At 62.8% G+C, this 21,886-nt stretch carries 27 protein-coding genes and 1 pseudogene; 20 read left to right on the top strand and 8 right to left on the bottom strand.

All coding sequences use genetic code 11. The features are described from left to right. Window positions 1-134: 134 nt before the first annotated feature. On the bottom strand, window positions 135-671 hold the full coding sequence (locus NKI50_RS04550) for a tetratricopeptide repeat protein (RefSeq protein WP_352494917.1): 537 nt from the start codon (window positions 669-671) through the stop codon (window positions 135-137). 237 nt (window positions 672-908) lie between these two features. On the opposite strand from NKI50_RS04550, the gene NKI50_RS04545 reads away from it, so the two are divergent. The 3 genes from NKI50_RS04545 (at window position 909) to NKI50_RS04535 (ending at window position 3,337) form a co-directional block, all read left to right on the top strand. Then, on the top strand, window positions 909-1,334 hold the full coding sequence (locus tag NKI50_RS04545) for a DUF3775 domain-containing protein (protein WP_023719115.1): 426 nt from the start codon (window positions 909-911) through the stop codon (window positions 1,332-1,334). A gap of 76 nt (window positions 1,335-1,410) precedes the next feature. Next, window positions 1,411-2,367: an extensin-like domain-containing protein gene (locus tag NKI50_RS04540; RefSeq protein ID WP_352639961.1), complete on the top strand. Its 957-nt coding sequence runs from the start codon at window positions 1,411-1,413 to the stop codon at window positions 2,365-2,367. Window positions 2,368-2,482: 115 nt separating this feature from the next. Then, window positions 2,483-3,337 (top strand): extensin-like domain-containing protein, encoded by an 855-nt coding sequence (locus tag NKI50_RS04535; protein ID WP_352639962.1) that lies wholly within the window; start codon window positions 2,483-2,485, stop codon window positions 3,335-3,337. A 53-nt stretch (window positions 3,338-3,390) separates the two neighbouring features. Here the strand turns inward: NKI50_RS04535 and NKI50_RS04530 are convergent, their stop codons facing one another. Further along, a complete protein-coding gene (locus NKI50_RS04530) occupies window positions 3,391-4,110 on the bottom strand; it encodes a gamma-glutamylcyclotransferase (protein WP_352483135.1) in 720 nt (239 codons plus the stop codon). Between the two features lie 117 nt (window positions 4,111-4,227). On the opposite strand from NKI50_RS04530, the gene NKI50_RS04525 reads away from it, so the two are divergent. After that, entirely contained in the window at window positions 4,228-4,935 is a 708-nt protein-coding gene (locus tag NKI50_RS04525; RefSeq protein ID WP_352483134.1) for an LssY C-terminal domain-containing protein, read from the top strand. Between the two features lie 47 nt (window positions 4,936-4,982). On the opposite strand, the gene NKI50_RS04520 is transcribed toward NKI50_RS04525, so the two are convergent. Next, the gene (locus tag NKI50_RS04520; protein WP_352715519.1) at window positions 4,983-6,002 is read right to left on the bottom strand and encodes a zinc-dependent alcohol dehydrogenase family protein; all 1,020 of its coding nucleotides are present in this window, start codon (window positions 6,000-6,002) and stop codon (window positions 4,983-4,985) included. A 126-nt stretch (window positions 6,003-6,128) separates the two neighbouring features. On the opposite strand from NKI50_RS04520, the gene NKI50_RS04515 reads away from it, so the two are divergent. Beyond that, window positions 6,129-7,043: a LysR family transcriptional regulator gene (locus NKI50_RS04515; RefSeq protein ID WP_352592479.1), complete on the top strand. Its 915-nt coding sequence runs from the start codon at window positions 6,129-6,131 to the stop codon at window positions 7,041-7,043. A 190-nt stretch (window positions 7,044-7,233) separates the two neighbouring features. Continuing rightward, on the top strand, window positions 7,234-8,544 hold the full coding sequence (locus tag NKI50_RS04510) for a hemolysin family protein (protein ID WP_023719122.1): 1,311 nt from the start codon (window positions 7,234-7,236) through the stop codon (window positions 8,542-8,544). Between the two features lie 103 nt (window positions 8,545-8,647). Here NKI50_RS04510 and arr read toward each other — a convergent pair whose 3' ends face one another. Continuing rightward, entirely contained in the window at window positions 8,648-9,055 is a 408-nt protein-coding gene (arr, locus tag NKI50_RS04505) for an NAD(+)--rifampin ADP-ribosyltransferase (protein WP_352715516.1), read from the bottom strand. A 199-nt stretch (window positions 9,056-9,254) separates the two neighbouring features. Here arr and NKI50_RS04500 point away from each other — a divergent pair, with 199 nt between their 5' ends. After that, the gene (locus NKI50_RS04500; RefSeq protein ID WP_352639965.1) at window positions 9,255-9,548 is read left to right on the top strand and encodes a hypothetical protein; all 294 of its coding nucleotides are present in this window, start codon (window positions 9,255-9,257) and stop codon (window positions 9,546-9,548) included. 53 nt (window positions 9,549-9,601) lie between these two features. On the opposite strand, the gene NKI50_RS04495 is transcribed toward NKI50_RS04500, so the two are convergent. Then, window positions 9,602-9,892: a hypothetical protein gene (locus tag NKI50_RS04495; protein ID WP_352639966.1), complete on the bottom strand. Its 291-nt coding sequence runs from the start codon at window positions 9,890-9,892 to the stop codon at window positions 9,602-9,604. A gap of 188 nt (window positions 9,893-10,080) precedes the next feature. Between NKI50_RS04495 and NKI50_RS04490 the strand changes: the two genes are divergently transcribed. The 3 genes from NKI50_RS04490 to NKI50_RS04480 are packed head-to-tail and all read left to right on the top strand — an operon-like array spanning window position 10,081 to window position 11,811. Beyond that, on the top strand, window positions 10,081-10,923 hold the full coding sequence (locus tag NKI50_RS04490; RefSeq protein WP_352639967.1) for an N-acyl homoserine lactonase family protein: 843 nt from the start codon (window positions 10,081-10,083) through the stop codon (window positions 10,921-10,923). Continuing rightward, window positions 10,920-11,393, top strand: a complete 474-nt coding sequence (locus NKI50_RS04485) for a MarR family winged helix-turn-helix transcriptional regulator (protein WP_023719127.1) — start codon at window positions 10,920-10,922, stop codon at window positions 11,391-11,393. Before NKI50_RS04490 ends, NKI50_RS04485 begins: the two co-directional genes overlap by 4 nt. A gap of 7 nt (window positions 11,394-11,400) precedes the next feature. After that, a complete protein-coding gene (locus NKI50_RS04480; protein ID WP_023719128.1) occupies window positions 11,401-11,811 on the top strand; it encodes an SRPBCC family protein in 411 nt (136 codons plus the stop codon). Between the two features lie 58 nt (window positions 11,812-11,869). Here NKI50_RS04480 and NKI50_RS04475 read toward each other — a convergent pair whose 3' ends face one another. Together NKI50_RS04475 and NKI50_RS04470 are read right to left on the bottom strand one after the other, a co-directional pair. Beyond that, entirely contained in the window at window positions 11,870-12,280 is a 411-nt protein-coding gene (locus NKI50_RS04475; RefSeq protein ID WP_352715512.1) for a GFA family protein, read from the bottom strand. After that, the gene (locus tag NKI50_RS04470; protein WP_352639969.1) at window positions 12,273-13,187 is read right to left on the bottom strand and encodes an NAD(P)-dependent oxidoreductase; all 915 of its coding nucleotides are present in this window, start codon (window positions 13,185-13,187) and stop codon (window positions 12,273-12,275) included. The genes NKI50_RS04475 and NKI50_RS04470 overlap by 8 nt, the downstream gene beginning before the upstream one ends. Window positions 13,188-13,329: 142 nt before the next feature. Between NKI50_RS04470 and NKI50_RS04465 the strand changes: the two genes are divergently transcribed. The 4 genes from NKI50_RS04465 to NKI50_RS04450 all read left to right on the top strand — a co-directional run bounded on the left by NKI50_RS04465 (window position 13,330) and on the right by NKI50_RS04450 (window position 17,583). After that, window positions 13,330-13,668 (top strand): winged helix-turn-helix transcriptional regulator, encoded by a 339-nt coding sequence (locus NKI50_RS04465; protein WP_352639970.1) that lies wholly within the window; start codon window positions 13,330-13,332, stop codon window positions 13,666-13,668. A 231-nt stretch (window positions 13,669-13,899) separates the two neighbouring features. Further along, on the top strand, window positions 13,900-15,945 hold the full coding sequence (locus tag NKI50_RS04460; protein ID WP_352639971.1) for an ABC transporter ATP-binding protein/permease: 2,046 nt from the start codon (window positions 13,900-13,902) through the stop codon (window positions 15,943-15,945). Window positions 15,946-16,212: 267 nt separating this feature from the next. Continuing rightward, a complete protein-coding gene (locus NKI50_RS04455) occupies window positions 16,213-16,686 on the top strand; it encodes a VOC family protein (RefSeq protein WP_352639992.1) in 474 nt (157 codons plus the stop codon). 120 nt (window positions 16,687-16,806) lie between these two features. Beyond that, entirely contained in the window at window positions 16,807-17,583 is a 777-nt protein-coding gene (locus tag NKI50_RS04450) for a class I SAM-dependent methyltransferase (RefSeq protein ID WP_352639972.1), read from the top strand. A gap of 70 nt (window positions 17,584-17,653) precedes the next feature. On the opposite strand, the gene NKI50_RS04445 is transcribed toward NKI50_RS04450, so the two are convergent. Beyond that, window positions 17,654-18,538 (bottom strand): transcriptional regulator GcvA, encoded by an 885-nt coding sequence (locus NKI50_RS04445; RefSeq protein WP_352639973.1) that lies wholly within the window; start codon window positions 18,536-18,538, stop codon window positions 17,654-17,656. Between the two features lie 192 nt (window positions 18,539-18,730). Between NKI50_RS04445 and NKI50_RS04440 the strand changes: the two genes are divergently transcribed. From NKI50_RS04440 to NKI50_RS04415, 6 genes and pseudogenes are all read left to right on the top strand, one after another. After that, a complete protein-coding gene (locus NKI50_RS04440) occupies window positions 18,731-18,916 on the top strand; it encodes a DUF1127 domain-containing protein (RefSeq protein WP_352483125.1) in 186 nt (61 codons plus the stop codon). A gap of 72 nt (window positions 18,917-18,988) precedes the next feature. After that, window positions 18,989-19,471, top strand: coding sequence for a VOC family protein (locus NKI50_RS04435; RefSeq protein ID WP_352639974.1), 483 nt, complete (start codon window positions 18,989-18,991; stop codon window positions 19,469-19,471). A 35-nt stretch (window positions 19,472-19,506) separates the two neighbouring features. Beyond that, a complete protein-coding gene (locus NKI50_RS04430; protein ID WP_352639975.1) occupies window positions 19,507-20,235 on the top strand; it encodes an SDR family oxidoreductase in 729 nt (242 codons plus the stop codon). A 237-nt stretch (window positions 20,236-20,472) separates the two neighbouring features. Further along, on the top strand, window positions 20,473-20,907 hold the full coding sequence (locus tag NKI50_RS04425; protein ID WP_023719136.1) for an FKBP-type peptidyl-prolyl cis-trans isomerase: 435 nt from the start codon (window positions 20,473-20,475) through the stop codon (window positions 20,905-20,907). Window positions 20,908-20,997: 90 nt separating this feature from the next. After that, window positions 20,998-21,081, top strand: a pseudogene (locus tag NKI50_RS30510) (helix-turn-helix domain-containing protein); the annotation flags it as partial. Window positions 21,082-21,164: 83 nt separating this feature from the next. Then, window positions 21,165-21,842 carry an HAD family acid phosphatase gene (locus tag NKI50_RS04415; protein WP_352715504.1) on the top strand — a complete coding sequence of 226 codons (678 nt, stop codon included), beginning with the start codon at window positions 21,165-21,167 and terminating at the stop codon, window positions 21,840-21,842. The last annotated feature ends 44 nt before the right edge of the window (window positions 21,843-21,886 follow it).

The raw sequence follows: 21,886 nt of genomic DNA, 5'->3' as shown, positions 1-21,886 counted from the left end.
CGACGTCAAGCGGGTTTCCAAGATCGCATCGTGTGTACCGTGATGCCAAATCACGGTTGTGGCCAAACGTGCGCAGCACAGCAAAAAACCGGCTGCGATCGCTCACAGCCGGTTATGAGGAGCGTTCCGGAGGATCAGCTCCTCATGAAATGATCGATCTGCTCCGACAGCATGCCGTATTCGCGAGACCCCTTGCCCGTGCGCTTCTCGATTTCGCGGAGCTGTTCCTGGGCGCCGGCAAGATCGCCGATCTGCAGGTGCGCCTCGCCGAGATATTCGCGCACCAGCGTGTAATTCGGGTCGATGCGCAGCGCTTCCTCGTAATAGCCGAGGCCGACGGTGACACGGCCGGAATGGCGGTGCGAATAGCCAAGATAGTTGAGGATGCGCGGATCCTGCTTGTTGGCGGCGAGGCTGAGCACGGCGATCGCCTCGTCATAGCGTCCATCCATGGCCAGCGCGCGACCGGCATCATAGATGCTGTCGTCGTCCAGCATGCCTTGCTTCGGCGAGACACATTTCTTCTGCTTCTTGTCCCAAACCTCCCCCTTCTTGCACTGGCTCTGGCCGCCGCCGCCACCTCCCCCGCCTTCACCAGCCGAAAACGCCGGCGCCACAAACAGCGGTAGGGCGGCGATGGCCATGACCTGAATCAGCAGTCGTCTGCGCATTACACTCTCCTTTGAACCTGACAATGCAACACTAACGCCGGGCCGAAGCCGTTTCGTCCCCGGAAAATGCCATTCTATCTCAAAACCGCGATCTCTCCCAGGAAGGCCATCTTATCCCGGGAACAGAGGGCGTCGGAAATCATGGTTCACGATTAACGCCGACGCGCAAGAGAACGTGACGAGCGCTGCAAATCCGCTATCATCGGGCCGACCGAGCACGAAGCAGGGAGACGGCCGGTGCAGCAACGCGTTGAACGAGACTGGGAGCTTTCGATCGGTCCCGACACCGTGCGCCTGTTCATCCTGAAGGCGAAGGCCCTCAGCGCCGCCGTCAACGAAGACTATGCCGACGGCGCCGAGCACGAGGTAGAGCTCGACGGCAACGCGCACGACAACCACCATCACGACGGCCTTGCCGAGGAAAGCTCCGAAAATCTCACGGAGGAGGAACTGCGCGAACTGATCGACGACCTCAATGTCGACGAAGCGGCCGAACTGATTGCGTTGGCCTGGGTCGGTCGCGGCGACTATGACGCGACGGAATGGACGGACGCGCTGACCGCCGCCCGCGAGCGCGCCAACAAGCGCACGGCAAAGTACCTGCTCGGCATGCCGCTGCTGGCGGACTGGCTCGAGGAGGGCCTGGAAGCGATCGGCGCGTGACGGCGCGGTTACCGATTGTGATCGCCGGCCCGCCTCGCCCAAGGCAACTTCCCTGCATTCTGGCCGTTGCGAAGTAATGGCGGCGTTTGGCTTTTTCAGATTGGGTAGATTGCTGCTGGCCGTTACGGCTACGTCGCTGACGGGACCCGCTCTGGCCAAGGCGCCCGAACTGCCGCAAACTGCACCGGTTCCGCAGTTCAACCAGGAAGCCACGCCGCCGTCGCCAGCCGACATCCCGGTCCCCGAGCCGCGCCCGGCGGATGCCCCGGAGGCTGAGCCGCCCCAAAACGAGCAGCCGCAAAATGGCCAGCCCAAGACCCAGCAGCCGGAGCCGCCGGCGATTGCACCACAGCCTCCTGAAAAGCCGGCGCAGGCTGAGCCGCCGGCAAGCCCACCGGCCGCGCCACCAAACCCGGCCGAGGCAGACAAAAAGACGGAGCAAGAAATCCTTCCAGATCCTCGCTCGGCCGCCATTGCCGGGAAGGAAATGCCGGCCGAAGAATTGGCCTGCCGCAGGCGGCTGAAGTCGATGGGCGTCGATTTCGAGGAGCGCAAGCCCGAGCATGATACGGCGGTCGGTTGCTCGATCCCTTACCCGGTCGTGCTGAAAACGCTCGGCAAATCCATCGCCATCGGTCCCGAAACCGAGCTCAATTGCCAGATGGCGGAAGCGGCCGCCCGCTTTGCTGCTTCGGTCATCCAGCCTGCCGCAAAGGCCGAGTTCGGCACGGATATCAAATCGATCGGCCAGGCCTCCGCCTTCGTCTGCCGGCCGCGCCACGCCGGCGGCAAACTGTCGGAGCACGCCTTCGGCAACGCCCTCGACATCGCCAGCTTCACGCTTTCCGACGGGAAAGAGATCGATGTCGGTCCAACGCCGCCGCAGAAGCACGCGGAATTCCTGGATGCAGTGCGCAAGGCCGCCTGCGGGCCGTTCAAGACCGTGCTTGGCCCGGGCAGCGACGCCGATCATTCCCTGCATCTCCACTTCGACCTCGAACCGCGCCGCAATGGCGGCACGTTTTGCCAATGACGCCGGGCGCCGACAGTGGCGCCGCAATTTGGCCGCAGGCGTGAACGGCGCCGCTGATTTTTCCTTTACACTTCAGGTTTAGAGTCTGTGCCATCCAGGGACAGGGACCCTTCCGATGGCCGGGCTATTTGGCGCTGCGCTTGCCGCTGCGCGGCACACAGGACGCGCGCGCATGGCCGACAGGCTTGCCGCCATGCTTGCCATTGCGGCGATCTCCGCCTGCAACACCGGCAGCGTATTGTCGCTGCAGCCGGCCGTCGATGTCGGCAGCCAGACCGCTGCCGTTCCGCCCAATTCCGACCCGCAAGATTCCGGCCCCCAAGATTCCGGCCCGGAATATTCCGGCATGCAGCGCCTCGTCCCGTCCAACCCCTATTTGACGGCCGCCTATCCGCGCTTGGACAACCCGATGTCGCCGGCCGAACAGATGCCGGCCGCAGAGATCGATTGCCGCAAGGAACTGAAGCGCCTCGGCGTCATCTACACCGACGTTGCGCCGATCCACGAAGGCCAGTGCGGCATCGACTATCCGGTCAAGGTCTCGGCCATCGGCAGCGTCGAGATGAAGCCGGCCGCGACGCTGACCTGCGACATGGCCGCCACCTTTGCCGGCTGGACCAGGAACGAACTCGTCCCGTCGGCCCGCTGGCGCTATTTTTCAGGCGTCAGGACCATCCACCAGGGCTCGAGCTATTCCTGCCGCAGGATTGCCGGCGAAGGTGTTTTGTCGGAACACGGCAAGGGCAATGCGCTCGACGTGATGAGCATCGAGCTCAACAATGGCGACGACATCGACGTCCGCAAGCCCGGCCTGTTCGCCTTCCGCACACGCGGCTTCCTCAACAATGTGCGCGCCGACGGCTGCCAGTACTTCACCACCGTGCTCGGCCCCGGCTACAATTACGATCACCGCAACCATTTCCATTTCGACATCAAGAACCGCAAGAACGGCTACCGCGCCTGCCGCTGACCGTTCCGGTTTTCAGATGAAATTGGAACAAGTATTTCGCGAGAGCGTCCGGATCAGCTGCGTTGCGTGCCGCCGGTGGAAGCCTTGATGTGCTGCGCGACCAGACCCTGGACGTGCCACAAGTTTCTGTCGCGGATTCCGCTTTCCTCGAGCATGCTGACGGTGCGGAACAGATACTGGGCGGACGAACCCCAATGTCCGGCTGCGCGCGCCAATGTCTGTGCCACCTGATCGAGCGGCAGCCGCCCGGCATAAGCCTTGCCGTCGGGCGCCGCGACGAATGCCAGGGCGCGTAGCGGACCATCGCTGGTCTCGACCCAGATCCAGCGCGGCACGTTGGTAGGCGGGTTGGCGTCGATCTCCCGTCGCATCAGCCGACCGAGTTGCCCGAAATGATCTTCTGCCGGAAGTCTGTAGACAACGCCTTTGCAGCTGCCGCCACGGTCCAAAGCCAGCATCAAGGCCGGAACATCACGGGTTCCCCGCCAGCGGGTCAGCTTCATGCAGAACGAGCGGTGCCACCCTGGCGCCGTGGCCGGGCGCTGCTCGACATAGTCGAATTCGGGATTCCAGATCAGCGAGCCGTAGGCAAAGACCCAGAGCATTTCGGGCCGGTATTTCAGCAGCAGTTGCTCGACAAGACCATCGAACTCCGCGTCGGTGTGCTCTGTCGTCCCGGGCTCGGGGCCGGGGTCGGGCTCGACACGTTCGACCAGCGCGACAAGGTCGGCGGTCAACGCCATGGCAGTGCCGCGCGCCGGTTTGCCCTTCATCACGCCCTCATTCGTGCTAGCCGGTTCTACGCCATTTCATGCTACGATAGACCGGCTGCGCGCCGCTTGCCAAGGATTTCGACGGCCTGACGGGCCTGCCAATTCGAGCGCCAATGCATGAGCCAACGAAGCCTTCGACGACGTGCAACGACCTGGCTGGTGGCATGCTGTGCCGCTTATCTTTCGCTCGCCTATTTCGCCGCGCCTGAGTTCTGGACGTTGCGGGACCGCAATTTTCGCAGCCGGCAATTCGAGATGGTGACGCACACGCCGCAAGGCATTCTGGGCGATCCGATCAATGTCGGCCTTGTCGGCACCAGGAAGGAGCTTGTCCATGCTTTTGCCGTCGCCGGCTGGGATACGGCAGACGCGATCACGCTGAAGACCGCGATCGAGATCGGCGAAAGCGTGCTGTTTAACCGCCCCTATCCCGATGCGCCGGTCAGCCGGCTGCTGTTCGAAGGCCGCGCCCAGGACCTCGCCTTCGAAAAGCCGGTCGGCGACAGCGCCGACCGGCGCCACCACGTCCGTTTCTGGCAGACCGATGCGACCGGCGACGACGGCCGGCCGCTTTGGCTTGGCTCGGCAAGCTTCGACCGCGGCGTCGGCCTCAGCCACGATACCGGCGCGATCACCCATCACATCGGCCCCGACATCGACGCCGAGCGCGACGGGTTGATGCGCGACCTCGCCGCTGCCGGCATGCTGATCTCGACCAGCCAGATACCAGGCGTCGGCGCCACAAAGGCCGGGCGCAACGGCGAAGGCGATCCCTATTTCACCGACGGCAAGGCCATTGTCGGCGTGCTGCTGCAACTGCCGTAGGCGCCATCAGCCTTCCCGTCTGACAGCCATTTTCGTGCCGACGGGGTTCAGGGCACGGCGATCACGATCTTGCCGAACGGTCCCGTCTCCAATCGCTCAAATGCCTGCGGCACCTCGTCGAAGCCAAACACCTTGTCGATCACCGGCTTGATCGCAAGCGTCTCGATCGCCTGGTTCATCCGCTCGAAAGCGCGGCGATGGCCGATCGATATGCCCTGTACGACGATCCGGTTGCGCAGGATCGGAATGATCGGGAAACTAAGCTCCATGCTGCCGAGAAGGCCGATGAGCGACAGCCTGCCGTCGGCGCCCAGCGCATTGAGCGAGCGCCGCGCATTGTCGCCGCCGACCATTTCCAGCACATGCCTGACGCCGGCGCCGTTTGTCAGCTTGCGCGCCGCCTCGTCCCATGCCGGCTGGCTGCGATAATTGATTCCCTTCCAGGCGCCGAGCGCCTTCGCCCGCTCGAGCTTCTCGTCGCAGCTCGAGGTGACGATGGCGCGCAGGCCTAAGGCGGCGGCAAATTGCAGCGCAAACAGCGACACGCCGCCAGTGCCCTGGATGAGAACGGTTTCGCCCGGGATCGGCTTGGCCGCCTCGACCAGCGCGAACCAGGCCGTCAGCGCCGCGATCGGCAGCGTCGATGCCTCGATGTCGCTGAGCGACGGCGGCGCCGCCACGGCGGCATCCTCATGAAACAGCACATGCTCGGACAGCGTGCCGGGCAGTGACGAACCCAGCGTATGCTTGTGCAGCACGGGCGGCGCGTCGCCGTCCGGCCAGTCGGCGATGACCTGGCCGAGCACGCGCTGCCCGATGCCGAAGCGGCTGACTTTGCCGCCGATCGCCACCACCTCGCCAACCGCGTCCGATGTCGGCACGAACGGAAAGCTGAGGTCCGGTATCAGCACGCCATCGACGATCATCCTGTCCTTGTAATTCAGCGATACCGCTGTGACGCGCACCAGCAGGTCATGCCGCCCGGGTTGGGGCAGCTTGCCCTCAGCCGGCTTCAGCCTGGACAGACCGAAACCGTTCATCTGCCAGGATTTGTTTTCGGTGCTCATTTGGTTCGCGCTCCGCGGTTGATGGCTGCGCGGACATTTACGCCGTTTCACTATGGAGAAAAGAGCTTCTATGTGGCATGTTTTGCAACGGATTAATGAGTGAAACTCTACAATAGGAGCGCTTCATTGGAATCGGCCAATCTGCAGGGCATCGTCGCATTCGTTCATACCGTGGAGGCTGGCAGCTTCACCGGCGCCGCTGTCCGGTTGCATGTCACGAAATCGGCGGTCGGCAAGTCGATCGCACAGCTGGAACAGCGGTTGGGCGTTCGCCTGCTCAACCGTACCACCCGTAGCCTCAGCCCAACCAGCGAGGGCCTGAGCTACTATGAAGCCTGCGTCAGGGCGCTGGCCGAGATCGAAGCCGCCCAGTCACTGCTCGCTTCCCGCAAGCAGGTGCCTTCCGGGCGGCTGCGCGTCGACCTGCCTCTGGCTTTCGGCCGGCGATGCGTCGCCCCGGTGCTGTTCGACATTTCCAAAAAATTCCCGGATCTGACGATGGAAATCTCGTTCAACGACCGGCGCGTCGACCTGATCGAGGAAGGCATCGATCTGGCGGTGCGCATGGGCGATCTCGACGACAGCCTTTCGATCGCCGCGCGCCGCATCTATGCCCAGCGTTCGGGCATCGTCGCCGTCCCCGCCTATCTCGACGCCCATGGCAGGCCGCAATCGATCGAGGATCTCGCCAGGCATAGCCTCATCGGCTACGGCCGCGACGGCGCTGTCCATCCCTGGACCGTCAGGCATGCCGACGGCCGTCTCGAAAAATTCGCGCCCAAGGCGCGGCTGGTGCTCGGCCACGGCGAACCGATGCTCGATGCGGTACTGGCCGGCTGCGGCATCGTCTTTCTGCCGACATGGCTGACGGCCGACAGCATCAGGCGCGGTGAGCTCGAAATGGTTCTGTCGGACTGTCTTGTCGAAAATACCGTGGTGCATGCCATCTGGCCGGTAACACGCAACCTCGCGCCAAAGGTGCGCGTCGTCGTCGACACCCTGATCGAGCATTTTTCCGCGCCGCCCTGGGATGCCGCTTGATTGCTCCGCCGGCTAGTTGAAAAGACAAAGGGCCATTGCTTAAGGTTTGCGCTGCCAGGGCGGCGCCGACTTCGACAATTGATAACCTCCAAGACGAATTGGGCATTATCTTTTCTGCCTGAAGCGATTGCCCTGAAAAATCGCAACCGTCCTATTTTCGAAAACCGCGTGGCAATGCTATGGACCCGGCATGCTTTATGCTGAAATTGCCATCGTGGTCGTCCTCATCTGTGTGAACGGCCTTCTGTCGATGTCCGAGCTCGCCATCGTCTCGTCGCGGCCGGCGCGCCTCAAGGCGATGATCGACCGCAACGTCAAGGGCGCTGGCCGGGCTCTGGCGCTCGGCGCCAATCCGGGAAAATTCCTGTCCTCGGTGCAGATCGGCATCACTTTGGTCGGCGTCTTGTCCGGCGCCTTTTCCGGCGCCACGCTTGGCGAGCGGTTGGCCACCTTCCTGGCGTCGGCCGGTATCCGCGAAAGCCTCGCCGACCCGCTCGGCGTCGGCATCGTCGTCGCCCTAATCACCTATGGCTCGCTGATCATCGGCGAACTGGTGCCTAAGCAGATCGCCTTGCGCGACCCCGAACGGGTCGCCGTCAGGGTCGCTCCGGCAATGACCATCCTCGCCAGCTTCTCGGCGCCGCTGGTCTTCCTGCTCGACTTTTCCGGCCGTGCCCTCCTGTGGCTGCTTGGCCAGCGCGGCCAGAGCGAGGAGAAGGTCACCGACGAGGAGATCAAGATGCTGGTCGCCGAGGCCGAGCACCACGGCACCATCGAATCCGACGAACGCCGCATGATCGCGGGCGTCATGCGGCTCGGCGACCGTGCCGTGCGCGCGGTGATGACGCCGCGCACCGAGGTCGACTGGATCAATTTGCAAGCCGACGAGGCCGCCATCAGGAAGCTGCTGATGGATACCCAGCATTCGCGCCTGCCGGCCGGCGACGGCGGCGTCGACGCCATGATTGGTGTCGTCCAGACCCGCGACGTGCTGGCCGCGATGCTGGGCGGCCGCGCCCTGGACCCGCGCCGGCACGTGCGCACCGCCCCGATCGTGCATGACCAGGCCGACGCGCTGGATGTGCTTGCGACGCTGAAGGAATCCGACGTGCCCATGGCGCTGGTGCACGACGAATACGGCCATTTCGAAGGCATCGTCACCCCAGCCGACATACTGGAAGCGATCACCGGCGTCTTCCGCTCGGACCTCGATGCCGGCGACGAGGAAAACGCCGTCAAGCGCGAGGACGGCTCATGGCTGCTCGCCGGCTACATGCAGGCCGACGAGATGGCGGAGGTTCTCCGCATCGACCTGCCCGAGAACCGCGACTACGAAACCGTCGCCGGCTATGTGCTGTCGCATATGCACCATCTGCCGGCGACCGGCGAATGCGTCGACGCGCAAGGCTGGCGCTTCGAGGTCGTCGACCTCGACGGCCGCCGCATCGACAAGCTCATCGCCACCCGACTGCCCGGCGCCCACCGCGAGGTCGTGCGGTAGGAGGCGGTGCGGTCGGGTCCTGATCCATTGCAGACGGCGAGCCGTGTTTCGCGGCGATTGCCACCGACCGTAAGTCAGAGCCAGGCCTGGCAATACTTAGCGATCAATCGATCGCCTCGATGCCTTGCGCCTTCAGCCGTTCGATATGGTCCTTCATCTCTTTCAGCCGCTCGGGGGAGTGGCCCTGCCACTCGGCGACCTCGCCCGTGATCCTGAGCGGCTCGCGGGAGCGATAGGACTGCGTCGGATTGCCGGGAAATTTCTTGTCCGTAAGATTGGGGTCGTCCATGATCGGGCCGGTTGGCTCCACGATATAGACCCTTTCCCGTCCGTCACCAGCGGCCAGCTCGGCACCCCAGATGGCCGCATCCAGAGTGCCGGTCAGATAGACCCAGGCTGCCCGCTTTCTCGCGCCGTAATTGGAGCTGTAGCCGGCTTCTATCAGGTCTCCCGGTTTAAGGTCGACCCGGGTGCCGTGGTAGAATTGGCGTGCGTTGTCGGTGGCTTTCATCGGCTCGCTACCCATCCTCGCTGTCTCAGGCATCATGGTGTCGTGGTGCGCACTATTTCATGCACGTCACCAAATCAAGCATCTGGCCGTGCGGTTATCGGCTCCCGACACCCATTCCGGTTGTCCCGCCCGATGCACGCTATCGGTCGGCTGCCGGTGCAGGTATTATCGGCGCCCTGTACGTTGCTAGGGTGGAAAAATGGATCTGCAAATCTTCAGGGATTCGATTGCAAAACCACAGCCGCCAGCCGGCTTGAGCCCTGCCCTGCAGGCGCTGTGGTGGGAGGCAAAGGGCGATTGGGCTAAGGCGCACGAATGCGCGCAGCAGCGCGACGATACGGCGGGCATGCACGTGCATGCCTATCTCCACCGCAAGGAAGGCGACCAGTCGAATGCCGAATATTGGTATCGCCGCAGCAATGCCGCGCCGTCGACCTCAACGCTTGACGAGGAATGGGAAGAGTTGGCGCGTGCACTTCTAGGGCAAAGCTGACGCCTGCTCGGCCCCTCGCAAAATAGCCGGTCCTGCAACCACTCGCCGGGGCTTCAGCTGGCGCCCTGTGGCTTGTCCCTGCCGTTCCATTCCGCAGTGCGCGCCCGCGCCTCTTCGGCGATCAGCTTGAACTCCCGCATCTTCGCAGCCTCGATGGCGAATGCGCTGCTTGGCAGGACGCCGGGGTCCTCCTGACTGTTCTGAAACTGAAAACGGGCCTCCAGCTCGGCCCATATTCGCTCGGGTGCCGTATCCTTGCTGGCAAGCAGTGCGACGACCAGCGCCAAAGTCTCGCGCTGGGCGTTCAGCCGCCCTTCGATCTCTTCATTCGGCAATTCGGACATGCGGGTCGCTTCCAGTTCTGGCTCAACGGCAAAATCGCACCCTTGTTCCGGAATTCAGCGCCTGCGCGGTCGGGCTGAGCGGCAGATGCTCGCGATCGCTGTCGCGCTGATCTTTTCTCCTCCGTTCTATTGACTCCTAAATATATGACGTGTCATACGATGACATATCATCTAATGGAGAGGAAAAAATGAAAGTACATGCCATCCGGACCGGGTCGGTCCGCATCAAGACGGCCCAGATCGAAGGACGCGGCCATGGGCTTGCCAGCATCTTTGCCGACAGGAACTGGTCCGGCTGGTTGCCGACCTTCGCCTGGGCCATCGAGCATGACGAAGGCGTCATTGTTGTCGACACTGGACAGGCGGCGCATCTGCTGAACGGGCACGGACGCTCGCTGCATCCGTTCTTTCGCTGGGAAGTGCACTTTCGTATCGAGCCGGAAGAAGAGATCGGGCCGCAGCTGCGTGGCCTGGGCATCGGGCCGCGCGACGTGAAACGGGTGGTGCTCACGCATCTGCACATGGACCACGATGCGGGCCTGGTGCATTTTCCCCATAGCCAGATACTCGCCGCCCCCAGTGAGATCGACACGGCGTCGGGTTTCATGGGAATGCTCCGCGGCTACCTGCCGCAGCGCTGGCCCGACTGGTTCAACCCCATACGGCTCGAGCTCGACGATGGACCGTTCGGCCAATTTGCGGCGAGCAAGCGCTTGACCAAAGCGGGCGACGTCGTGGCGATCGCAACTCCTGGTCACACTGCCGGTCATCTTTCGGTGCTGGTGGAGGATGGCGACGCAACGCTCTTTCTCGCCGGCGACACCTCATACAACCAGGCACTGATGCTTGCCGGCAAGGTGGACGGCGTGGGACCCGATACCCAACTTGCCGCGACGACCCTGAGGGCCGTCCGGCAGCTCGCCCAGCAGCGGCCGACGATCTATCTGCCGACCCATGATCCGGAGAGCGCCGTGCGGCTGGCGACGCGTCAGCTGGTGACCGCCCCGCTCGAACTGGGAGCGGCGGCATGAAACCGGAAGAGGAGCTGCGATTCCTCATTCTCGGCGCCCAGCGCGAAGGCAACAGGCTGCTTACCGACTTGCTCTCGCCGCTTGGCGTCACCCCTTCCCAGGCTGAAGTCATCAGCTGCCTGAAGGCCGGCGGACCAATGTCGCTCAATGCTGTTGGCAAGCTGCTGGTCTGCGAGACCGGCAGTCCCAGCCGGCTGGTAAGCACGCTGGTCGAGCGGGCGCTCGTCGTCAGGCGGGAAAACTCCGACGATCGCCGGCAGGTGGAGCTCGAACTGACACAGGAGGGGCACCGGCTCGCCGCCGAAATCCGGCAGGTCGAATCCCGGCTTTACGGATGGCTGGGCCAGCGGCTCACGCCGAACGAGGTCACAACCGCCGTCGGGCTGCTGCGAGTTCTGGTCGCCGGAACAGCCGCCGGCAACGCAATCGCCCGGCGCGATGGGCCATCATCCGATCTCCCGAAGGAATAAGTCACAAATGTTCGACATATCAATCGAGATCGACAGGCCTGCCCAGACCGTCTTCCGTCATATCGAGGATATTGAAGCGGCTCCGGCCTGGTACTCGGCTGTGCAGTCCGTAGCCAAGCTCACGGCCGGCCCGGTCGGGCGGGTCCTCGAAAACATCGTGGAGGTCACCGAGTTCGAAGTCGATGCACTGCTGACTTTGTCCAGCTTGAGCGGGCCGACGCCATTCACCTACCGCTTTCGGCTGGCGCCGACAGGCCACAGAACGCATCTCCACCTCGAGGGTTCGATTACCGGAAAAGGGCTTCCCGGGCCGATGGCGCTTCTCGCGCCGCTCGCGTCCAGCTTCTTCGAACGCGGCATGCGAATAAATCTTGAGAGCCTGAAGCGAATTGTCGAGACTGCTCGTCCAGCAGAGTGATCCCTGAAGTTCTGTTGCAACTCTGTGCCAGCGTCTGCACGCATCGCCATTTCGCTCCTCAAGCGACCTTGGGCAAGCCTTCCAAACAAAGCAATTTATGTTTCCTGTCAGGCCAGTGGAGCGTTGCCGGGGCCGGAAAATGCGGGTCCTCCAGACAGCCGACCGAGACCGACAGCGCATCCTTCAATCCTTCTGCCCGCATGAAGACGACCGATCCGCAAATGGTGCAGAATGTCTGCTTCAACCATTGTCCCGACGACCCGGTTCTGCGCCAAAATCTGGTCTCCCCTTTCTGTCCGACGAGGGCCGCGTTGGCGTAGATGGCCCGGTACGAAAACGCCGTGCCGGTACATCGCTGACACTCCAGGCAACTGCACGCGTAGACACCCCGCGGCTCTCCGGTGAGGATAAGTTCCACCGCCCGGCATGAGCAGGTCGCGGTTCGTCTCGTCTTACCGCCGCTATGCATTTGCCGTTTTCCTGCTCTGATGCGGTGAGCCGTTCCGAAACAGAGGCGCGAGAGATGCAAAATCATCTTCCATGCGCCCGAGCGAAAGCGCCTGCCGAAAGATCGTATCCATGGCGCGAGGCATACCCGCGTCGAGCCCTCGCTCCTCGCATGCCTCGAGCAGGTGCTGGAAGGCGCTGTAGTGGGCGCCCAATGATGCCAGCGTTGCGTCGTCGCCGGCAAAGCGCCTGGCATTTGTCCTATCGACCAGGTCGAAGAGAGCCGCATCGACCACCGGCTTGAATGCCGAGAGATGGCTCCGGAACATCTCCAGGCTGAGACCTTCGACCTCGGCAATAGCCATCCCCTGCAATGCTCCGAAGAGCCCGCCCCACATCTGGGTGAGCAGTGCGGTATCAAGCGCGGAAGCCTGGCCGGGAATCTCCCCGACAAAGCTGGTACCGCCGCCGAGCGCGAAAAGCAGGGGCTTGTGCGCCTCGTAAACGTCGCGGGAACCCGAATAGAGCAATGCAGTCTCCGGTTTTCCGATGAAATCCGGAGTGGCCATGATTGCTCCGTCCAGATATCCGGCACCATGCGCCTCCACCCAGCGAGCTTCTTCCCGCGCCAGGCGCGGTGAGCCGGAGGTGAGTTGCACGACGGCTTTACCGGCCAATACCGAAGCGACGCCGTCCTGCTTCAGCAAAGCGTCGCTGGCGGCATAGTCGAGAACATTGATGATCACGACATCGGCTGCTCGGAATCCATCCGCCACCGAAGGGGCGACCGTCGCGCCCAAAGCCGCCAACGGGCCACATTTTGCCGCGGTCCGATTCCAGACCCATGTTGGATAGCCGTAGCCGAGCAGCGTTCGAACAATGGACGAGCCCATTCGGCCCGCGCCGAGCACGCAGACATTCGATATCATGATGACTTCTCCGATAGGCGTTGGCCCTCGCGACGAGGGTTCGTTTATGTTTGGCGCGCCCAAGCCGAAGATATAAATTCTCAATGCGCTGAGAAGTACGCACCTTGAGGTAAGCGAGCGCTATCATGACAGGGACTGCCAAATGAGATGCAAGGAACCGGACAGCTGCGGTTTTGCCGCCGCACTGCAGGCCATCGGCGGAAAATGGAAAACCTCGCTGCTGTGGGAACTGCATCTGCGGCCATACCGCTTCGCGGAACTGCGCCGGTTGCTGCCCGGCGTCAGCGAGAAAGTGCTCACGCAACAATTGCGGCAGATGGAAGCCGACGGCCTGATCAGCCGGCGCTCTTACGACGAGGTTCCGCCGCGCGTGGAATACTCGATCACGCCGCTGGGCTTTAGCCTGAACGATGCCGTGACAGTGATGTCGGCGTGGGGAAAGCACCACGAAGCATGGAAATCCCAGCGGAAGGCGGCCTGAGGCAGTCGCTTCGGGAAAAGCGATGTCAGGCCGACCTTGCAGCTAATTTTGCGCGGCGCTTCTCCATGCGATGCGCCTGCCGGCGGAGCTGCGTCGCGGTCACAGGAGCCGATGCAGGAGCGAGGCCGCTACGGCAGCCGGCAATCATGAGCGAAACCCAGGCGCTGTTGGCAGCTGACCATCTCGAGCGGACGCTATGAAACCTTCTGATTTTTAAGCCGTTATCGCCGGATGCCCGAGGCTAGATTCAAGCCGAAATCGGTTGACGTCGCCCAATTGCGCGATGCCGAGAAGTCGCGCCACGAGAAACAATCGACTGTCGAAGCCGCGTCCGAGGTCGTCGGCGAGGCCGCGCCGCCGCCGGATTTCATCGAACCCGATCCGGAGCTGACACCCGAAGAGGCCGAGCAGGCGCGCAAGAGGTACCTGCTGAAGCGTTTCTGGATCAGCGCGCGCGGTTACTGGGGCAGCATTGGCGATAGGCTCGCTTGGCCGTGCACGATCGGGCTGTTGGTCCTGATCGTCACCAATGTCGGCTTCCAGTATGGGATCAATGTCTGGAATCGCGCGATTTTCGACGCCATTGAGCAACGCAACGCCCATACCGTATATCGGCTGAGCGCCGTTTTCGTGCCGCTCGTGCTCGGAAGCACAAGCCTTGTGGTGGCACAAGTCTTCTTTCGTATGACGATACAGCGCCGCTGGCGCTCCTGGCTCACCACCGCAGTCATCGCACGTTGGCTCGCAAGCGGCCGCTACTATCAGCTGAACCTCGTCGGCGGTGACCACAGCAATCCCGAAGCCCGCATCGCCGAGGATTTGCGGATTGCCACAGAATCGCCCGTCGATTTCATTGCCGGTGTCATCGTCGCATTTCTGTCGGCCTCGACCTTCATCGTGGTGCTGTGGACGATCGGCGGCGCCTTGACCCTGCCGATTGCAGGTTCGACCGTCACCATTCCCGGCTTCCTGGTCGTCACCGCGGTAATCTATGCCGCAATCACGTCCACCTCGATGGCGGTCATCGGCCGCCATTTCGTCCACCTCTCCGAGGAAAAAAACCAGGCGGAAGCTGAGTTCCGCTACACGCTGACGCGCGTGCGGGAAAACGGCGAGAGTATCGCATTGCTCGGCGGCGAGGAGGAGGAGCGCAGCGGCATGGACAAGACATTCGCCCATGTGCTCAGGCAGTGGGCGCTCCTTGCAGGCCAGCACATGCGCACAGCGCTGGTGTCGCAGGGGTCGAGCCTGTTTGCGCCGGTCGTGCCGGTTCTGCTTTGCGCTCCAAAGTTTCTCGAAGGCAGCATGACACTTGGACAGGTAATGCAGGCTGCCTCGGCCTTTGCCATCGTGCAGGGCGCGTTCGGATGGCTGGTCGACAACTACCCCCGTCTCGCTGATTGGAATGCCTGTGCACGGCGCATCGCCTCGCTGATGATGTCGCTCGACGGGCTCGAGCGGGCGGAACAGAGCAACACCCTTGGACGCATTAAGCGCGGCGAAACCCAAGGCGATGCGATGCTTGGGCTGAACAATCTCTCCGTGTCGCTCGACGACGGTACCGCCGTGGTCAAGGAAACCGAGGTCGTGATCAAACCAGCCGAGCGGGTGCTCGTTGCCGGCGAATCCGGCTCAGGCAAGAGCACGCTGGTGCGGGCCGTCGCAGGCCTGTGGCCGTGGGGTAGCGGCAGCGTCAACATCCACGCCGACAGACGGTTGTTCATGTTGCCGCAACGGCCTTACATCCCCACCGGGACGCTTCGCCGCGCAGTCGCCTATCCAGGCGCCGCCGACAACTGGACGCTGAAAAAGATCAAGGCGGCTCTCGACAAGGTGGGACTCGATTATCTCAACGCCAAGATCGAAGAGGACGCGCCATGGGACCAGACCTTGTCGGGTGGCGAAAAGCAGCGGCTCGCCTTCGCGCGTCTTCTGCTGCACAGCCCCGATATCATAGTGCTGGATGAAGCAACCTCAGCACTTGATGAGAAGAGCCAGGACAAGATGATGGAGATGATCATTCGCGAATTGCCGAAGGTCACCATCATCAGCGTAGCGCATCGCGCCGAGCTGGAAACCTTTCATAGCCGCAAGATCACGTTGGAGCGTCGCGAGGGCGGCGCAAAGCTTGTCAGCGATATCGATCTCGTCCCGCGCAAGGGCAGACGGAACTTGCTTGTGCGCCTCCTGAGGCACCGGGGCGCCCAACCGAAAGCCAGCACGCCCTTGAGCAAAGCGGCGCTGCCCCAAACAAAGCTGCCCCAGACAAAAAAGTGAAGGCCACCGATCGGGACCCGGCGGACCGTCGCCCGTTCGAGTCACTGCCCACATCTGGTCTTAAAAGTGCCAGCCGTGATACCTTGATGCCGTGCAGGTGTTGCTGTCGGAACGTCAGATGGCACGAGCGCATTCCATTTTCGTAGTGCAACGCCGAGGCTGGCTGTGCAAAAGCCCGGATTGACTTCAAGGCCCGGGTTGATTTCAAAAGCCCAGGTTGATCAAAAGCCCAGGTTTGATTCAAAAGCAAAGGGACCAGCAATGACAATCGCCAAGAACACGATCTGCCTTTGGTATGACAAGGACGCCGAGGCTGCGGCCCGCTTCTATGCCGAGACTTTCCCCGACAGCTTGGTGAAATCCGTCCACCGCGCTCCCAGCGACTACCCGTCCGGCAAGGCGGGCGACGTGCTGACGGTCGAGTTCACGGTCGCCGGCATCCCCTGCCTCGGCCTCAATGGCGGTCCCGCGTTCAAACACAACGAAGCCTTCTCCTTCCAGATCGCCACCGACGATCAGCAGGAGACCGACCGCTACTGGAACGCCATCGTCGGCAAAGGCGGCCAGGAAAGTGCCTGCGGTTGGTGCAAGGACAAATGGGGCATCTCCTGGCAAATCACGCCGCGCGTTCTGACCGAGGCGATGGCTGCCGGCGGCGACGAAGCAAAGCGCGCATTCGAGGCGATGATGGAGATGAAGAAAATCGACGTTGCCGCGATCGAGGCAGCGCGGCGCGGCTGATAGTGCTGGGGTGACCCGAAGCAGAAGTCGGTGCATCACCCGGCTGAGGAGATCATCGACAAGATCAGAGCGGAGCGGCTGGGAATGCCGCCGTGCCCATCATGTCCAGGCAGGCGTGCGATGGTGTTGAACTGCGCCGAGTTTTACGACGCCGAGCTGCGACGGCACAACGAGGTCTTCAGGGCTGCCGTCAAGGCGGGAACGCGTGATCGCGTGCTCGATATCGGATGCGGCTCGGGACAATCTTCTCGCGATGCTGCCCGCGTCGCGGTGGAAGGCAGCGTGCTCGGGGTGGACGTATCGGCCGAGATGCTCGAGTTCGCCCGGAGGCGTAGCGCGGACGAGGGATTGCGAAACGTCGCCTTCGAGCGCGGCAATGCGCAATTGCTGGCGTTTCCGCCTGCCGGCTTCGATCTGTGCATCAGTCGCTTTGGCGTGATGTTCTTTGCCGATCCGGCGGCGGCGTTCGCCAATATCGGCCGGGCGATGCGACCAGGGGCAGGTCTTGTGTGGATGGTATGGCAGGGCCAGGACCGCAACGAGTGGGCGACTGCCATTCAGCGGGCGATTGCGCCGGGGACCGCCATATCGGCAGCCGCCACCACCCCGTTTTCGCTCGGTGACCCCGTCATCACCGCGGAGGTCTTGCGTGCGTCCGGTTTTGTTTCGGTCGACTTTGCCGAAGTGCATGAACCGGTTTTCTATGGCCTGGACGTCGACGCGGCTTATGACGCTTTGCTTGGCCTGCAACTGGTGAAGCATCCGCTGGCTAGCGCGGATGTGGATGTCGCTGCGGCGCTGCGGCGGTTGCGCGAACTGCTCGACGCGCGCTTGACCGCGGACGGCGTGCTTTTCGACTCGCGTGCCTGGATCATCACCGCAGTTCGGGCGAGCTGATAGTAGCGGTTTTTCGGACATTGATCTGTAGGCGAACTGTCCCCTCGGCTCGGCCTTCCCGTCACCCCATTTACGGCGTGACTTCCGAAAGCAGCCAATCCCGAAAAGCCTTGACTTTGCGCTGACGGATCGCCGCTGGCGGGTAGACGAGATAGAAGCTGGAGGGGGATTTCAGGGCGTGGCCGAAGGGCCGGACAAGTCGCCCGGCGGCAAGGTCGGCTGCAACGAGCATGGTCCGGCCGAGCACCACCCCTTCGCCTTGTGCTGCCGACTCCATGGCAAAGGTGGCAGAGTCGAAGGTAATCCCGCTCTGCGGGTCCACGCCCTCGACCCCGGCGCTTGCGAGCCAGGTCGCCCAGTCGATCGGAAAGCTGTCACGGATCAGCGTGTGATGTTTGAGATCCTGAGGCGTGCGGAGCGGATGTGCACCCTCAAGAAGCTTTGGGCTGCACACTGGAAACACCTCCTCGCCGGTCAAAAACTCTGACGTGAGCCCCGGATAATTTCCGCTGCCATAGCGGACCGCGACATCGATGCCGTCGCCGAGGAAATTCGTCAGCTTCCCGCTCGTCGAAACCCGCACATCGATGTCGCCATGCGCGCGGTGAAAGCGATAGAGGCGTGGCACCAGCCATCTCCCCGCGAAGCCATCGGAGGTACTGACGTTCAGTGTCGAGCTCGAATAGCGGGCCGTTGCTGCAGCGGTGGCGGCGGCCAACTGGTCGAGCACCTCGCGCACCGCCCGCGCATAGGGCTCGCCGACGGCGGTCAGGCTCACCGAACGCGTACCGCGCTCGAACAGCTGCACACCGAGCTGATCCTCAAGGTTCTTGATCGCCCGGCTGATGGCGCCGTGGGTGACATGAAGTTCCTCTGCCGCCTTGGAGAAACTCAACAGGCGCGCCGCCGCCTCGAAGCTCGGCAAGGTGGTGAGGGGAGGCAGCTTCCGGGGCATGATTCGATACCTGCATGTGTGAGCGTTGCTCACATACTGTCGCCGATAAATCGTTTGTCGTCCAGACCGGAAGACGGCATGTTTGCTCACGTAATCAGTCATCCGCCGCCGCTGCAAGAGGCAAGTCTGATGTGACTGATACTCTCGCTGACGAAAGTCGCGGGGCAACCGCCCACATCCACGGAGAGCACCATGAGCGCCAAACGAGTTGAACCCATCGTCGACGTCCTGACCGGCATGGCCGGCCGCATCCTCGCCTCGAGCAGCCGGCGCCGGACCGAGCGGCTGATTGCACGCTTCTCGACCCGCCGGCTCGAAGACCTCGGGTTTGCCCGCGACTGGGACGGCTCGATCTATCGGCAGTCGGACCGCCGCTAGCCTGAACGAAAGTAACGGCGGACAGGTTCTTCGCGAAAGATCGCTGTCGCAAGGAATTAACGGAGAACGGACATGGCCACCATCCATCCATTCCTCTGGTTCAACACCGACGCCAAGGAGGCCCGCGATTTCTATCTCTCGGTCTTCAAGAACGGCAAAGTGCTCGAGACGATCGAATACACCGACTGGGTGTCCGGAACCAACAAGACGGTCCCGCATGCCACCTTCGATTTCGAGCTCGAGGGACTGCACCTTACAGCGCTCAACGCCGGGCCGCAGCCGCCCTTCAACGAGCGGCTCTCGCTCTACATCGAGACCAAGGACCAGGCCGAGACCGACTACTATGAGGCGCTCACCGCCGGCGGCGGCAGGGAACAACCCTGCGGCTGGCTCACTGACAAGTTCGGCGTCTATTGGCAGGTCATCCCGGAAATCCTGCCGCGGCTCAGTGCCGATCCGGATCGCGAAAAGGCCAACCGCGTCCGGCAGGCGATGTATGGGATGCGCAAGATCATCATCGCCGACCTCGAAGCCGCCTACGCCGGCAAGGCTTGACCCTCACCTACATCGCAAACGAATGGAGACCTCCCGTGACATCGCTCGTGGACAGGAAAGTCATCGTCGTCGGAGGCAGCTCCGGCATCGGTCTTGGCGTCGCGGAAGCTGCGCTCAACAGCGGAGCGACGGTCGTGATCGTCAGCCGGTCGCAAGAGAAACTGCAGGCGGCCGAACGGACGCTCAATGCGGGTAATCGCGTGACAAGTTTGGTCGCCGACATGACCGACGAAGCAGACGTCGCTCGCCTGTTCGAAGAGGCCGGTCATTTCGATCACCTCGTATCGACCGCCGGAACACTGCCGCCCGGCGACCCCATCGAGCGCGCCGACATGGAGGCGGTGCAGCGCTTCGTCGACAACAAGCTGATTGGCGCCGTCATGCTCGCCAAGCACGCTGTGCGCACCCTGAGGGCCGGCGGCTCCATGACCTTCACGTCGGGTATCAACAAGGACAAGCCGCCGGTGCCGGGAGGTGCAGTCGTCTCCGCGATTGCCGGCTCATTCAGCTACTTCGCCCGCGCCCTGGCGCTCGAACTGGCCCCGACACGCGTCAATGTCGTGTCTCCCGGATGGGTCGACACACCGATGTGGGACATCGTTGGAGAAGCCAAATCCGGCTTCTTTGCCGACATGGCTGCCCGGTTGCCATCGAGAAAAATTCCGACCGCCGCGGACGTCGCCGCCGCCTACCTCTACCTCATGGAAAGTGACTTCACGACCGGCGAGACAATCCGCATCGATGGCGGCCATAACCTGATCTAGCCGCCATTTGCACGCCGCCTGAATGGGTTGAGGCGGCATGACCGCCAGTCCGGCGCACTGCTGCCGGAGGCGGCGAGCGCCGGCGGCGTCATGCCGGCGTCGCTCAATCGGGGTTTACATCGGCAGCCAGGCACCTAGTTTTAACGTTTCGCGCCGTGCACTTGAGTGCGTGGATGATCGAGGACGGGACCGTGAGCTCTGGCCGGCCCCTCAAAACCTTCCAAAAGGATGACTACCATGACACAGGCCAAGAATGGCGACACCGTGCGCATCAATTACAATGGCCGCCTCGCAGACGGCACCCAATTCGATTCTTCCGGCAACGAACCGCTGCAATTCACGCTGGGTGAAGGACAGGTGATTCCCGGTCTTGAAACCCATGTCGAGGGCATGGAGGTGGGCGCGAAAAGCACCGTGACTGTTCCCGCCGAGGCCGCCTATGGCCCCCACCGCCCCGAAGCGGTCATGACCGTTGACCGCGCCCGCGTACCAGACAACATCAACGTCGATATCGGCACTCGATTGCAGGTCAGAACCCCAGAAGGGCGCCCGATGCCAGTAACAGTCGTCGGCGTGGACGACGCCAGCGTCAAGCTCGACGGCAATCATCCGTTGGCCGGGCGGGATCTGGTGTTCGACGTTGAACTGGTCGAGATCGTTCAGGCGGCGTAGGGCACGGACAAGGCCGTGTTGGCTATGACCTGGGGTGACGCACTTGCGCCGGAGATTTCGGCGGTGCGTCACCTGTCGGAGGAAAAGACCGCGAGCAGCGCGGCGTTCGCGGTCGGTTACGAAAGCGTGTCACAATTCACCCGGGAGCACGGTCATCTGTTCGGTCTCGCTTGACAGCGGACTTCTCGTGGCCGCAAAGTCTCGTGATGCGGGCGATTGGTTGGAATAGAATTGCGCGTGTCGGGGCAATCGTGCTGATGATCGGCACAAATGTTCCTGTGCCGGCACGTTCCGATTCGCTCCTTCTCACAAGCCCGTCCCAGCCAGCCAATGTCGGCGATGCGATGCTGGCGGCTGCCAATTATCATGATTCCGGCGACTATGATCGCGACCTTGCCGCAGTGGCGAAGCAGGCCGGCGACTGGGTCGTCAAGCGCGCGACGGAGGTGCCTCGCCCCGCACTGGTGCTCGACACCGACGAGACGGCTTTGGCCAACTGGGAAGTGATCACACGTGACAATTTCGGCCGCCCGATCAGCGGCGCCTGCGATATCGCAATCGACGGTCCCTGTGGCTGGGCCGCCTGGGACCAGCTTGCGAAGGATCCGGCCATTGACCCGGTGCTGGAGGTCTTCCGGCAGGCGCGAACGGCGAAAGTCGCGGTGTTCTTCATCACCGGACGTCCGGAGGACCAGCGTCAGGCAACCGAACAGAACCTGCAGTCGGCGGGCTATGCCGGCTATGAGCACCTTTACATGGTCCAGCCTGGAGCCAAATATGGTTCCGCCGCAGATTTCAAGGCACCCATAAGAGCCGAAATCGAAAAGGCCGGCTACACGATAATTGCCAATGTCGGCGACCAGCCATCCGACTTGTTCGGGGGGCATGCCGAGAAGCTGTTCCTGTTGCCAAATCCGTTCTATCGGGTTCGCTGACGGCCGGAACGGCACAAGCCCGGATCCCCGGCTCCTTGCCGAGC

This window comes from Mesorhizobium sp. M0563 (assembly GCF_040321065.1).
GTDB lineage: Bacteria > Pseudomonadota > Alphaproteobacteria > Rhizobiales > Rhizobiaceae > Mesorhizobium.
Note: the sequence above shows the minus strand (reverse complement) of the source record. Positions and strands in the feature narration are given on the sequence as shown.

Excerpts from the sequence above, each read along its gene's own strand:
- NKI50_RS04480 (WP_023719128.1), top strand. The coding sequence starts at position 11,401 with ATGTTCGACATATCAATCGAGATCGACAGGCCTGCCCAGACCGTCTTC.
- NKI50_RS04510 (WP_023719122.1), top strand. The coding sequence starts at position 7,234 with ATGCTTTATGCTGAAATTGCCATCGTGGTCGTCCTCATCTGTGTGAAC.
- NKI50_RS04490 (WP_352639967.1), top strand. The coding sequence starts at position 10,081 with ATGAAAGTACATGCCATCCGGACCGGGTCGGTCCGCATCAAGACGGCC.
- NKI50_RS04435 (WP_352639974.1), top strand. The coding sequence starts at position 18,989 with ATGGCCACCATCCATCCATTCCTCTGGTTCAACACCGACGCCAAGGAG.
- NKI50_RS04425 (WP_023719136.1), top strand. The coding sequence starts at position 20,473 with ATGACACAGGCCAAGAATGGCGACACCGTGCGCATCAATTACAATGGC.
- NKI50_RS04530 (WP_352483135.1), bottom strand. The coding sequence starts at position 4,110 with ATGAAGGGCAAACCGGCGCGCGGCACTGCCATGGCGTTGACCGCCGAC.
- NKI50_RS04415 (WP_352715504.1), top strand. The coding sequence starts at position 21,165 with ATGATCGGCACAAATGTTCCTGTGCCGGCACGTTCCGATTCGCTCCTT.
- NKI50_RS04540 (WP_352639961.1), top strand. The coding sequence starts at position 1,411 with ATGGCGGCGTTTGGCTTTTTCAGATTGGGTAGATTGCTGCTGGCCGTT.
- NKI50_RS04465 (WP_352639970.1), top strand. The coding sequence starts at position 13,330 with ATGAGATGCAAGGAACCGGACAGCTGCGGTTTTGCCGCCGCACTGCAG.
- arr (WP_352715516.1), bottom strand. The coding sequence starts at position 9,055 with ATGAAAGCCACCGACAACGCACGCCAATTCTACCACGGCACCCGGGTC.
- NKI50_RS04535 (WP_352639962.1), top strand. The coding sequence starts at position 2,483 with ATGGCCGGGCTATTTGGCGCTGCGCTTGCCGCTGCGCGGCACACAGGA.
- NKI50_RS04450 (WP_352639972.1), top strand. The coding sequence starts at position 16,807 with ATGGTGTTGAACTGCGCCGAGTTTTACGACGCCGAGCTGCGACGGCAC.
- NKI50_RS04495 (WP_352639966.1), bottom strand. The coding sequence starts at position 9,892 with ATGTCCGAATTGCCGAATGAAGAGATCGAAGGGCGGCTGAACGCCCAG.
- NKI50_RS04475 (WP_352715512.1), bottom strand. The coding sequence starts at position 12,280 with ATGCATAGCGGCGGTAAGACGAGACGAACCGCGACCTGCTCATGCCGG.
- NKI50_RS04500 (WP_352639965.1), top strand. The coding sequence starts at position 9,255 with ATGGATCTGCAAATCTTCAGGGATTCGATTGCAAAACCACAGCCGCCA.
- NKI50_RS04525 (WP_352483134.1), top strand. The coding sequence starts at position 4,228 with ATGAGCCAACGAAGCCTTCGACGACGTGCAACGACCTGGCTGGTGGCA.
- NKI50_RS04440 (WP_352483125.1), top strand. The coding sequence starts at position 18,731 with ATGAGCGCCAAACGAGTTGAACCCATCGTCGACGTCCTGACCGGCATG.
- NKI50_RS04460 (WP_352639971.1), top strand. The coding sequence starts at position 13,900 with ATGCCCGAGGCTAGATTCAAGCCGAAATCGGTTGACGTCGCCCAATTG.
- NKI50_RS04520 (WP_352715519.1), bottom strand. The coding sequence starts at position 6,002 with ATGAGCACCGAAAACAAATCCTGGCAGATGAACGGTTTCGGTCTGTCC.
- NKI50_RS04485 (WP_023719127.1), top strand. The coding sequence starts at position 10,920 with ATGAAACCGGAAGAGGAGCTGCGATTCCTCATTCTCGGCGCCCAGCGC.
- NKI50_RS04470 (WP_352639969.1), bottom strand. The coding sequence starts at position 13,187 with ATGATATCGAATGTCTGCGTGCTCGGCGCGGGCCGAATGGGCTCGTCC.
- NKI50_RS04445 (WP_352639973.1), bottom strand. The coding sequence starts at position 18,538 with ATGCCCCGGAAGCTGCCTCCCCTCACCACCTTGCCGAGCTTCGAGGCG.
- NKI50_RS04550 (WP_352494917.1), bottom strand. The coding sequence starts at position 671 with ATGCGCAGACGACTGCTGATTCAGGTCATGGCCATCGCCGCCCTACCG.